Origin of the sequence: Salicibibacter kimchii, assembly GCF_003336365.1 — a bacterium.
GTDB classification, from domain to species: domain Bacteria; phylum Bacillota; class Bacilli; order Bacillales; family Marinococcaceae; genus Salicibibacter; species Salicibibacter kimchii.
In genome coordinates this window covers 911,368-923,561 of record NZ_CP031092.1, presented here as the reverse complement: position 1 = coordinate 923,561, position 12,194 = coordinate 911,368, and the positions used below count along the sequence as shown (strand labels likewise).

General features: G+C 41.5%; 10 protein-coding genes. All 10 read left to right on the top strand.

All coding sequences use genetic code 11. From position 1 onward, the window contains the following. Window position 1 precedes the first annotated feature (1 nt). The 10 genes from curA (at window position 2) to DT065_RS04645 (ending at window position 11,656) form a co-directional block, all read left to right on the top strand. On the top strand, window positions 2-1,009 hold the full coding sequence (curA, locus tag DT065_RS04690) for an NADPH-dependent curcumin/dihydrocurcumin reductase (protein ID WP_114371335.1): 1,008 nt from the start codon (window positions 2-4) through the stop codon (window positions 1,007-1,009). Window positions 1,010-1,057: 48 nt separating this feature from the next. Beyond that, window positions 1,058-1,837, top strand: coding sequence for an SDR family oxidoreductase (locus DT065_RS04685; RefSeq protein ID WP_114371333.1), 780 nt, complete (start codon window positions 1,058-1,060; stop codon window positions 1,835-1,837). A 13-nt stretch (window positions 1,838-1,850) separates the two neighbouring features. Beyond that, a complete protein-coding gene (locus DT065_RS04680) occupies window positions 1,851-2,606 on the top strand; it encodes an SDR family NAD(P)-dependent oxidoreductase (RefSeq protein ID WP_114371331.1) in 756 nt (251 codons plus the stop codon). A gap of 16 nt (window positions 2,607-2,622) precedes the next feature. Continuing rightward, a complete protein-coding gene (locus DT065_RS04675; RefSeq protein WP_114371329.1) occupies window positions 2,623-3,609 on the top strand; it encodes an NADPH:quinone oxidoreductase family protein in 987 nt (328 codons plus the stop codon). Window positions 3,610-3,720: 111 nt separating this feature from the next. Next, window positions 3,721-5,364 carry a sigma-54 interaction domain-containing protein gene (locus tag DT065_RS04670; RefSeq protein WP_114371327.1) on the top strand — a complete coding sequence of 548 codons (1,644 nt, stop codon included), beginning with the start codon at window positions 3,721-3,723 and terminating at the stop codon, window positions 5,362-5,364. 218 nt (window positions 5,365-5,582) lie between these two features. Then, window positions 5,583-6,032: a tripartite tricarboxylate transporter TctB family protein gene (locus tag DT065_RS04665; protein WP_160112411.1), complete on the top strand. Its 450-nt coding sequence runs from the start codon at window positions 5,583-5,585 to the stop codon at window positions 6,030-6,032. 30 nt (window positions 6,033-6,062) lie between these two features. Next, the gene (locus DT065_RS04660) at window positions 6,063-7,592 is read left to right on the top strand and encodes a tripartite tricarboxylate transporter permease (RefSeq protein ID WP_114371323.1); all 1,530 of its coding nucleotides are present in this window, start codon (window positions 6,063-6,065) and stop codon (window positions 7,590-7,592) included. A 48-nt stretch (window positions 7,593-7,640) separates the two neighbouring features. Next, window positions 7,641-8,603 (top strand): tripartite tricarboxylate transporter substrate binding protein, encoded by a 963-nt coding sequence (locus tag DT065_RS04655; RefSeq protein ID WP_114371321.1) that lies wholly within the window; start codon window positions 7,641-7,643, stop codon window positions 8,601-8,603. 81 nt (window positions 8,604-8,684) lie between these two features. Beyond that, on the top strand, window positions 8,685-10,247 hold the full coding sequence (locus DT065_RS04650; protein WP_335743576.1) for a long-chain-fatty-acid--CoA ligase: 1,563 nt from the start codon (window positions 8,685-8,687) through the stop codon (window positions 10,245-10,247). A 434-nt stretch (window positions 10,248-10,681) separates the two neighbouring features. Next, complete coding sequence (locus DT065_RS04645; protein WP_160112410.1) at window positions 10,682-11,656, top strand: tripartite tricarboxylate transporter substrate binding protein; 975 nt, start codon at window positions 10,682-10,684, stop codon at window positions 11,654-11,656. Window positions 11,657-12,194 lie beyond the last annotated feature (538 nt).

Genomic DNA, 12,194 nt, shown 5'->3' with positions numbered 1-12,194 from the left:
AATGGATAAAAATCGCCAAATTTTATTAGCAAAGCGACCGCAAGGGTTACCTGATCAATCGACCTTCAAGTTTGAAGAAACAAGCGTGCCGAAACCAGGGGACAGTCAGGTGCTCGTACGTTCACACTATCTATCCGTTGATCCTTATATGCGCGGGCGAATGAATGATACAAAATCGTATGCAGCGCCTTTTGAAGTCGATCAACCCCTCACAGGCGGCGTTGTTGGAGAGGTTGTGACATCCAATCATCCGGATTTTACGGACGGGGATTTTGTCACGGGCCGATTGAATTGGGCGGACTATACGGCAGCCGATGGCGCATACGTACAAAAAATAAATCCTGAAACAGCACCAATAACGACTGCCCTCTACGTTACCGGAATGCCGGGGCTAACGGCTTACTTCGGGTTCATGGACATCGGTCAACCGAAGGCAGGGGAAACCGTTGTTGTTTCGGGCGCAGCAGGGGCTGTCGGAATGATTGTAGGCCAAATCGCAAAAATAAAAGGTTGCCGTGTGGTCGGCATTGCCGGTTCGGATGAAAAAGTCACTTATTTAAAGCATGAACTTCATTTTGACGAGGTCATTAACTACAAGACGTCCGGTAACATTCGCGAGGCATTGAAGACCGCCTGTCCAAACGGTATCGACATTTATTTTGATAATGTCGGAGGCGACATTACCGATGCCGTGCTTTTGCAATTAAATTTCCATGCCCGGGTTGCGCTTTGCGGACAAATTGCTCATTACAATGCTGAAAAAGTAGAATCAGGGCCAAGATTTTTACCGTATTTACTCACAAGAAGCGTATTACTAAAAGGGTTTATTGTAAGAGATTATGCCGATCGGTATGAAGAAGGCATCAACGCTTTGGCAAAATGGTTAAACGAAGGGAAAATAAAATATAAAGAGACCATTGTTGAAGGATTGGAAAACGCACCGGACGCCTTTTTGGGATTATTCCGCGGGGAGAATTTGGGCAAACAGCTCGTTAAAGTGATCGATTAAGGTACCGGCGTTTGGAACTGAAAAATATCGGCAAAGGATGAGCCAAAGATGACAACGATGAATCTATTTGACTTAAGCGGCCAAACCGCGATCATTACCGGTGGCGGGCGAGGCCTTGGCGAATGGATGGCGGAAGCGCTCACGGACGCGGGCGCAAACGTCGTCCTCTGTTCGCGTAAAAAAGAAGCATGTATCGACGTGAGAGATCGGATCAACGAGAACGGCGGCAATGCCATCGCGTTCCGCTGTGACGTCACTGATGAGAACGAAGTCCAGCAAGTCGTGGACGCGACGATGGAACACTTCGGTACCATTGATATTTTAGTTAATAACAGCGGCACGTCCTGGGGCGGATACAACCCCGAAGACATGCCAGTTGATAAATTTAAAAAAGTCGTCAACGTCAACCTCGTCGGCACGTTTATCATGTCCCAGGCGGTTGGCAAGAAGATGATTGAAAATGGAACGAAAGGGCGCATCATCAACATCGCGTCCGTCGCGGGATTGAAAGGTTCCAACCCCGAAGTGATGCAAGCGATCGGCTACAATTCCAGCAAAGGCGGCGTGCTCACGTTTACGAAGGATTTGGCGATTAACTGGGCGCGGCACGGCATCACCGTCAACGCCGTCGCCCCCGGCTTTATTCCCACAAAAATGAGCCAAGACGTCATCGCTCCGATTAAAGATCAAATGATCGCGAACGTCCCGTTGCAACGGCTCGGGGAAGCAGATGACATGCGCGGGACGATCGTCTATATGGCCTCACAGGCGGCAGCATTTATGACCGGTCAAACGATCGTCCTCGACGGCGGCGTGACGGCCGGATAAGGAGGTGTGCGAGATGAGATTAGAAGGAAAAACAGCGATCGTGACCGGCGCCGGCTCCGGCATCGGTCGCGCGACGGCGAAGGAATTTGCTAAAGAGGGCGCCGAGGTTGTCGTCGCAGATATAAATGAGGAATCCGGAAAAGAGACGGCGGAAGACATCCAAAACCAAGGCGGATCCGCGACGTTTATCGAGGTTAACGTGTCCAACTATGAAAGTGTGGAAAATTTAGTAAACCGGGCGGTTGAGCATTTTGGCAAACTGGACATTATGCACAACAATGCTGGCATTAACACTGCCAAGAATAGCGTTTTAGATATGCCTATCGAAAATTACCATCAAACCGTTGATGTCAATCAACATGGGATATTTTACGGCATAAAAGCGGCAGCGAATGCAATGAAAGAGAACGGAGGCGTTATTATCAACACCGCCTCCATCTACGCGTATATCGCGGATCGAAACCGTTTCGCGTACCACGCGAGTAAAGGTGCGGTTGTCTCCATGACGAAGTCGGCTGCCTTGGACTTAGCTCGTCATAACATTCGGGTCACTGCCATTGCACCGGGCCTCATCGAAACCGAAATTGTCACCGAGTGGAAAAAGAACCCCGAAGTATGGGCCAAAATTGAAAAAGCACAAATGCGCCGTAAAGCCGGGAAACCGGAAGAAGTCGCGAAACTGGTCACTTTTTTGGCAAGTGACGACGCCTCGTTCCTGAACGCCCATGTGCATTACGTGGACGACGGCGCGGCAGCGTTTAAACGATAAGAAAGGAGTGGACAAGATGCGCGCATGGAAAGTGAAAGAACTCGCTGACCCGGATCAGGCACTGGCTTTGGAAGAGGTGGAAAAGCCTGTTCGGGAATCAGGACAGGTGCTAATCAAGACGCAGACAGCAGCGTTAAATTTTTTCGATATACTATTATGTCAGGGAAAATATCAGGAAAAACCGCCACTCCCATTTACTCCGGGCGCAGAAATCGCGGGAACGGTGGAATTGGTCGATGAAGGAAGTATTTTTCAGGTCGGAGAAAAGGTGTTAGCCAGACCGGGGCTTCCGAACGGCGGTTTCTCGGAATGGGTTTCGGTGCCGGAAAAATCTGTTTTCCGTGTGCCGGAATCGATGTCATTTCATGAAGCGGCCGCCATGTATATTACGTACCAAACGGCTTATTATGCCCTGCATGACAGAGCAAACATCAAAGCCGGCGACGTCCTGCTCGTCCACGCAGGTTCCGGCGGCGTGGGATCCGCCGCCATTCAATTAGGTAAAGCCGCAGGTGCCCGCATCATTGCAACGGCAGGTGGTCCGGAGAAGGTACAAGTATGCAAGGATTTAGGTGCCGACGTCGCTATCGATTATCGGTTGGAAAATTTCGTCGACATTGTAAAAAAAGAAACGGATGGAAATGGCGCAAATATTATTTTTGACCCTGTCGGCAGTGACACCTTTGATCGCTCCCGAAAATGTATCGCATTCGCAGGGCGCATCCTTGTAATCGGATTCGCTGGCGGAAGGATACCGGAAGCCCCCACCAATCATGTGTTGGTGAAAAATTACTCGGTTGTTGGCGTTCACTGGGGGTACTTTGCTCGCTTATACGAAGAGGAAATGGTGAATATCCACAAAACACTTTGTTCCATGTACGAAGAAGGCAAGATCAAACCGCTGATTTATAAGCAGTTTTCCTTTGAAGAAGTTCCGCACGCGTTGAATCTATTAGGTGATCGGAAAACGTACGGGAAATTGATCGTGAATGTAGGGGAATGACATTTAGTTGGGAGCTTGGGCTATAACTTATTACTCTCGCTCCCACTTTTGCCCTTCACCATAACTACATTATATAATAATAGGAAATTGTAAGTTTGGGGTGAACAAATTATGTCTTATGTTCAAAGGGAATGCTCTCGTACTTTTGAATTACCAACAGCGATGACTGATTATACTGGAAAGATAGTAGACTATAATGAAGCTTTCGGAGAAATATTTAACGTTTCTGATCCAAGGAACTTTACAGACATCGAGAAAAAAATGAACAATCCTCGTAGTAATAGTCTTCAAATAGAATGCAATAATAAGTTATATCGTATTATAGAACAAACATGCCCGAATGATAAAGATTGCAAGATGAATATATTCTATGAGGATTCAGAATTTAACGAATTAAAAAAGGAAGTACAGAATTTGTTAAAGTTAAATAGTGAATTAAACTACATATTAGAAAACTCTTATGATGGGATATCAATAACGGATAAACAAGGCGTTACTGTTCGAATAAATTCGTCTGTTGAACGGTTAACAGGTGTCCCGAAAGAATATTTTTTAGGTAAAAGTGCAGATAAATTAATGACAAGAGGTTTTTTACAAGAATCTGTAACTTCCAAAGTACTAAAAAGTAAGGAACCCGTTACTGTTTTTCAGGGTGGAGTAGATAACAAACAAATTGTGATGACAGGGGCTCCTCTATACAACGAAAATAATGAAGTAGAAAAAGTGGTCATTAATATAAGAGATGCATCAGAACTTGCATTTGTGAAAAATGAAGACTCCAGAACTCATCAAAAAAGTAGTCATGAAAAACATAGTTCCAAATCCAAACATGAGATGATATGTAAAGATAAAAAGATGATCGGAATTTATGACATCATAGAACGTATTGCAAATGTTGAAGCTTCTGTTCTTTTATCGGGAGAAACTGGCGTAGGCAAGGATGTCATTGCGAGAGAAATATTTAATAAAGGTGATCGTCAAGCAATGGGGCAGTTCGTGAAGATTAACTGTGGTGCTATACCCACTGATTTGCTTGAGTCGGAACTATTCGGTTACGAATCAGGTGCCTTTTCCGGTGCCAACCGTTCCGGAAAACCAGGATTATTTGAACTAGCGAACAAAGGGATGATTTTTTTAGATGAGATCGGCGAACTTCCCCTTAAATTACAAGTTAAATTACTTCAAGTCATCCAAGACAAAGAAATTAGAAGAATTGGTGCCACAAGGACACAAAGCATTGATGTAAGGATAATTGCAGCGACAAATAGAGATTTAAAAGAAATGGTCAAAAATGGTGATTTCAGAGAAGATCTATTTTATAGGTTAAATGTACTGCCAATAACTGTCCCGCCTCTCAGAGACAGAAAAGATGATATCTTACCTATAGCAGATTCTTATCTACAGAAATTTAATGATAATTACAATGTAAACAAGTGGCTTTCTAAGGATCTACAGGATTTTATAAAACGGTATAACTGGCCGGGAAATATAAGAGAACTTGCCAACCTCATTCAGCGATTGGTGATCATAGTACCTAACAATGAACTTTCTACGGCAGATCTACCAGAAGAATATCTGCCTTCCTTTCATAGAGATAATAGTAATAGAAATCTTCTAAATGAAGCAGCGGAAAAAGCAGAAAAAGATTTACTTCAAAGTGCAGTGATTCATTATAAAACGACACACCAAATCGCAGAGGCCTTGAACTCAAGTCAGGCTACAATTGCGAGAAAGCTAAATAAATACGGGTTATAATTTTCAAGTGATAACCATAGCATTCTAAGCCGTTATGATTTATTCAAAAATGAGTTATTATAATTCAAATTCAATTTAGTAAGTGAGTGTATGAACCAAAAAATGCCGCTTTAAGCTGACTCCGTTGTTGGCATAAAAATTGCTTTATTAACAATTACATTATTAAGAAATAATGTGATTACATGATCTGGAGCAGTAAATGTAGGAGGGATGAAAATATGGATAAAAGTGATATTTCTGTCAAGGAGACTTATTATTATGGATTTATAACTCTCCTTGGTTTATTGTTAATTTTTGTCCTTATACCTTTAGGCGTGCAGAGCGGGGAACCTAGATTATTCCCGTATATTTATTCCGCCGCATTGGTAGTTGTCGGTGGCGGCAAACTTGTTCATATGATGATAACAAAACAGACTGAACAATATCATTTTAATCGTAAAGTGTTAAAATATGTAGGTTTAAGCATACTACTATTTTTTGTATACGCTTTCTTGGTTCAATATATTGGATTTTTCATAATGTCTATTTTATTTATTTTAGCCTTCTTGCTTTACCTGGGTGAAAGTTGGAAATTGGCAATAGTGTTATGTTTAGTATTGCCAGGGTCCATATATTTGTTGTTCACAAGACTATTAAACTTATATTTCCCATCTGGAATTATGTTTTGATGACGCTACTAAGACATTGGGGGGACTGAAATGATTGGAGACATATTAGAAGGATTTAATACGATGCTAACCCCAATGACAATTGCTTTAGCGATTGCGGGTGTGATTGCCGGGTCAATTTTAGGAGCTATACCTGGGTTAACTGCTACGATGGGGATCGCTTTAATTTTACCAGTCACATTTTATTTAGATCCAGTGTCTGGGATTGTTATGTTAATAGCCATGTATAAGGGTGGGCTGTTTGGTGGAAGTGTAGCCGCTATCATGTTCAGAGCTCCAGGTACACCAGCTGCAGCAGCTACTGTATTAGATGGGAATGAGCTAAAGAAGAGGGGGTATCCCCGTAAAGCGATAAGGACCGCTTTAATAGCTTCAACAACCGGGGATGTGCTCGGAAATTTAGTATTAATTTTCAGTGCCGCAGCAATTGCCACATTTGCACTTCAATTTGGCCCTGCAGAATACACAATGCTCATTCTTTTTGCATTAGTGTTATTAACAACGGTCACGCAAGGATCAATTGCAAAAAGTATTATATCAGTTTTATTGGGGCTAATGATAGGAACCATTAATACTGACCCTGTAACCTCAATACCTCGTCTGAATTTTGGAATTGTAGAATTGTCAGGCGGTATTAGCATTATTGCATTGGTTATTGGACTATTGGCTGTATCAGAAGTTTTTATAACGATTGATGACCATTTTAAAAACAAATTTAATAAAAAGAAGAACTCAACCGACCATCAAACTGAAGGTTTGGAGGAGGCTGTTTCCAAGAAGGATGACAATGTCACTTTCAAAGGAATATTCGGCATTAAAAGGACTTTATTTCGTTCTGCGTCGATAGGGACAGCAATAGGTGCGCTACCTGGGATGGGACCTGTTACATCAGCTTTCGTCAGTTATGGACAAGCGATGAAAAAATCAAAAAATCGTAAAAACTTTGGTAAAGGCGAGCCTGAAGGGATAGCGGCAGCCGAGGGGGGAAATAGTGGGACAGCAAGTGCGAATTTAATTCCCACTGTAAGTTTAGGGATTCCAGGTGATGCAGAAGCAGCAATCATTATGGGAGCGTTAATTATTCACGGCATCACCCCCGGCCCTCAAATTTTCGAAACGAATGGACCTATTGTTTATGGCATATTTGCGGGGATGCTATTGGCGTCTTTAATCAGTTTAATTTTGAATTGGAACTTAGCCAATATGTATCGAAGAATATCATTTATTCGCCCAACGGTTTTAGCGCCAATTATCCTTGTTCTAAGTGCTGCTGGTACATATGGGTATAGCCAGGCAACGTTTGACATTTTAGTTATGTTTATATTTGGTCTTCTTGGATACATTCTCATAAAGCTAAAAGTTCCCCTTGTAGGGATAATTATTGGCTTTATTCTTGGACCAAGGTTGGAAGAGTATTTCAGACAGTTTTTGGTTGTCGCAGACGGTAATCCGCTACTTTTCGTCACAAGACCAGTATCACTTGTACTTTTGATACTCATCGTATTACTTATTACAAGTACAATCTACAGAACCATCAAAGACAATAACAAGAAGCAGTAATGAATCACTAAGGTTAAATTAAAATTATATTGGAAAGGGTGAATAAACTTGAAAAAAATTATTAGTTTATCTTCAATCATGTTGTTAATGGTATTAGTTGCTTGTAGTGAGGGGTCAAGCGGGGATGCTTCTGATTATCCTCGTCAACCAGTCACTATCACTATACCCTATGGTGCTGGTGGGACAACCGATATGTTCTTTAGAGAATTTGCCGATATTGCAGAAGAGCATTTGGGGCAAAATATCATGATAGAAAACGAAACTGGCGGTGGTGGGTTGTCCATGTATTCGTCACTTGTTAGTGCTGAACCGGATGGCTACACTATGGCTGGTGGGATGGGAAATACTTTATATGCAATAAATCCACACCTTGATTTGATGGAACAGGACGGAGACGACTTTACCCACATTTTGCCTGTGATGGGCTATCAGTACGTGATTGTAGCTTCTACCGATGCTCCTTTTCAAACGTTTGATGAGCTAATTGAATACTCAAAGAACAATAGTATTGATTTTGCGACCCCATCTATGAATAACACAATTTTTGCAGAATTAATCAATCAAGAAGAAAACTTTGACTTACAATGGAATACTGTTAACTATGAAGATGATGGGGAAACTCTTGCCGCAATATTAGGAGGTCACGTAGACTTTGCTATTACTTCCCCCGTATCAGTAAGTGGAGCCGAAGAAGCGGGGGATATTAATTTCTTGGCGGTAACTCATGAAGAGGAAATTGCAAATTATCCAGATGTCTCTACTTTGCAAGATTTAGATTACAATCTTGATTTAAACGCAATGATAGGCATAGGCGGACCCGATGGTTTACCGGATGAAGTAGTATCAAAATGGGAAGAGGTAATAAGCAAAACTTTAGAAGACCCTAGGCTTGAAGAGTTTGCTGAAAATAATAGCTATTCTATACCAGAAATGGATCGACAAGAAGCTGAAGAACATTATGAAGATTTAAGAGAACAATTTGGTGAAGTTATTGATAGGGTAACTGAGTAACACATTAGCCCCTAAAAGAATCGACACGGAATAAACATCCTATTATATGTGAGTGTATGATTTTAGAAAGGAATTGATAATGTGGAGGAAGCAGCTCATGCCTACGAAGATATTGAAATACCGGAGGTTTCACTTTTGGAGATGCTTCAACGGAGTTTTATGGATAACCGGAACAAAACCGCAATCACGTTCGGTGAGCTAACGTACTCGTATGAACAATTAAGAGATAGGATTAAACGTGTAGCTAATGGTCTTGCAAAGCGGGGGATAAAAAAGGGTGATCGTGTCGCGCTTATGCTCCCGAATTGTCCCCAATACCCAGTGAGTTATTTTGCTATATTAAGTTTAGGAGCCATAGTTGTGCAAGTAAATCCGTCATATAAGCCTCCGGAGTTGCTGCATATACTTAATGATTCCGGTGCGAAGGGTATTGTTTTACTGGACGAGGTAAGATCTGTTTTTCAAACTATTGAGCATGATACTGAGGTTAAATGGGCTGTTGGAGTATCGTTAAAAGACTCCAGCGATTTTGATAAATTGCTGAAGGATGAAAGAAAAGAGCCTTCTAACGTAGCCATTGAACCGAAAGAAGATGTTGCCGTAATTCAATATACAGGAGGTACGACGGGACGCTCGAAAGGCGCTATGCTTACACATTACAATTTAGTTGCGAACACGCTACAATTAGCAGCCAATCATGGTGAAAAGAATGGTGATTCACGCGTTCTAACCATTTCACCGCTCTTTCACGTTAACGGGATGACTGCTGGTATGAACTTGGCGTTCTATAAAGGCGGGAACATCATTTTAGTCTCTCGATTCGATGTCGAGGAAGTAGCCAATATTATAGAACGAGAGAAACCAACACGATTTCCAGGTGTGCCAACTATGTATACAGCGTTATTACAATATTATCAACAAAAACCATTTGACATATCTTCTCTCAATTTTTGTACGTGTGGCTCCGCGCCACTTCCGGTCGAAGTGATCAATAAATTTAATTCCATCACTGGGGTTAGTATTGCGGAAGGCTATGGACTTTCGGAGGCCTCTCCAACCACGCATCGGAACCCAATAGACGGTTTACAAAAGCGTGGGAGTATAGGTATAACTTTGCCAAATACGAAAGCAAAGATCGTCGATTCTACCACAGGAGAACAGGAGTTATCACAAGGCAATGTCGGTGAACTTATCATTCGCGGACCTCAAGTCATGAAAGGTTATTACAGGATGCCGGAAGAAACGAAACAGACGCTACGTAATGGATGGCTTTATACGGGTGATTTGGCAAGTGTTGATGAAGATGGTTACTATTACATTGTTGGAAGAAAAAAGGAAATGATTCTCGCGAGCGGATTCAACGTTTATCCGATTGAAGTGGAAGATGTCATATATAAACACCCGGCTGTGTATGAAGCTGCCGTCATTGGTGTGCCGGATCCTTATCGTGGTGAAACAGTTAGAGCAGTGATTGTTAAAAAAGAAGGTTCAGATGCTACGAAGGAGGAATTGCTCGCATATTGTCATGAGAATTTGTCTTCTTACAAGGTTCCCAAATTGATTTCTTTTGTTGAAGAATTGCCGAAAACGGCCGTTGGGAAGATCTTAAAAAGAGAATTGGTGGAGGCAGAGAAAACGAAATGAATTTGAAATTAACTTATGTAACTCGAAGAAGAAAGTGTTTAGAAAATATGGCAGTCTAATGAAAAAGTTGAATGGATTTGCTTCATAATTATTGAATTAGGGTGAAACTCAGATATTAAGTCCACGCTATGCCTGCGAGAATTGAAAGAGGAGTGCCGTGTAGTGTGTAGTTTTTCAGCAATAAAAGAATGAGTGGAATGAACTGGCATATGGGATAATGCAAAAATTGAATTTTGCTCAAAAACATGGATTAATGGGAATGGTTTATGGGTTTAAGTCCTTATAGGGCTTATTCCAAACCATCCGTTGAACGGATAAGTGATTTAGTAAAAACGAATATGTTTTGATCTATTAACATCTAATTAATTTATGAGAAGGAGAAGATTAATAAAATTAGGATATATCAGAATAAAAAAATAGAAAGGATGAGAATATTGAAAAGTAAAAAAATAACTATTTTCACTCTTGTTATAGTTTTCCTAATGGTATTAGCTGCTTGCGACACTCAAACAGATGGGGACGCATCTGATTACCCACGTCAACCAGTCACCTTAATGATTCCTTATGGAGCTGGCGGCACGACAGATATGTTCTTTAGACATTTTGCTGATATTGCTGAAGAGCACCTTGGACAAAACATAATTATAGAGAATGAAACTGGTGGAGGCGGTTTATCCATGTACTCAACGCTTGCCAATGCAGATCCAGATGGTTATACCCTTTCTGGTTGCTGTGGTAATACGTTATATGGAATAGTACCACATCTTGATTTGATGGATCATGACGGAGACGATTTCACACATATACGACCCGTGATGGGTTATCAGCATGTGGTTATGGCTTCCGCAGATGCACCTTTCCAAACATTTAAAGAACTAATTGAATACTCCAAAGACAACAGTATTGATTTTGCTACGCCTTCTCCAAATAACCATATATACGCAGAACTTATCAATCAAGAAGAAGATTTTGAATTACAGTGGAACGTTGCCAATTATAATGATGATGGGGAAATTCTTGCAGCAATTTTAGGGGGTCACGTGGACTTTACGGTCACTTCACCAGTATCGGTAAGTGGAGCAGAAGAAGCTGGAGACGTGAATATTTTAGCGCTCATTAATGAAGAAGGGATTGAAGATTATCCTGAGGTACCCACATTACAAGATTTAGGGTATGATCTTAACTTAAGCGCGACGATTGGGATCGGAGGGCCTAATGATTTACCAGATAAGGTTGTAGCAAAGTGGGATGACGTGATCAGCGAAACTTTAGAAGATTCTGAACTAAAGGAGTTTGCTGAAACTAACGGCTTTACTATACCAGAAATGAGTCCACAAGAAGCAGAAGAACATTATGAAGAATTAGAACAACAATATGGAGAAGTAGCTGATCGGATAACTGGAGACTGAAACAGTAAAGAAGAAGTCAGGACTTTAAATTGTCCCTTTGTGAAATCTGTATATATTATACTAAATAATATAAAAATAGGGAATAGTTCGAATATAACGTTAGATCTACAAGCAAAAGCGGTACTGGAAAAAATGAGGAAGCTGGGAGCTGCTATGTAACCAAAGAAGCGCGTAAAGTTTTTAATGCAATGACTCAGCAGATGAAAAAGAGTCCGTTGGTAGTGTCGTGAATCGCACAATACCTAGTGAAAATGGCGACATCCCTATTAGAATCTATACACCAAATCCCCCCAAAGCGCTCCCCGTATATGAAAGTGTTAAAGGACAATGGTGTTACTGTTATTTGTCCCTGAAGTTAAAAGCCGAGACAGCAGAGCGCATCGGATGTGTTGCGTAACGGTTATCTGGATTGAAGCAGGTGGACATTCTAGGATGGAGAATATAGGGAATGTTGTTCCTTGTCTCGCAGACGGTTGATGCTGTCAATATTCCTGTTGACCAGGAATAAATGAACTGAACACTCAAATTCGAGTTATCA

Coding starts and splice junctions, on each gene's coding strand:
- curA (WP_114371335.1), top strand. CDS start 2: ATGGATAAAAATCGCCAAATTTTATTAGCAAAGCGACCGCAAGGGTTA.
- DT065_RS04685 (WP_114371333.1), top strand. CDS start 1,058: ATGACAACGATGAATCTATTTGACTTAAGCGGCCAAACCGCGATCATT.
- DT065_RS04680 (WP_114371331.1), top strand. CDS start 1,851: ATGAGATTAGAAGGAAAAACAGCGATCGTGACCGGCGCCGGCTCCGGC.
- DT065_RS04675 (WP_114371329.1), top strand. CDS start 2,623: ATGCGCGCATGGAAAGTGAAAGAACTCGCTGACCCGGATCAGGCACTG.
- DT065_RS04670 (WP_114371327.1), top strand. CDS start 3,721: ATGTCTTATGTTCAAAGGGAATGCTCTCGTACTTTTGAATTACCAACA.
- DT065_RS04665 (WP_160112411.1), top strand. CDS start 5,583: ATGGATAAAAGTGATATTTCTGTCAAGGAGACTTATTATTATGGATTT.
- DT065_RS04660 (WP_114371323.1), top strand. CDS start 6,063: ATGATTGGAGACATATTAGAAGGATTTAATACGATGCTAACCCCAATG.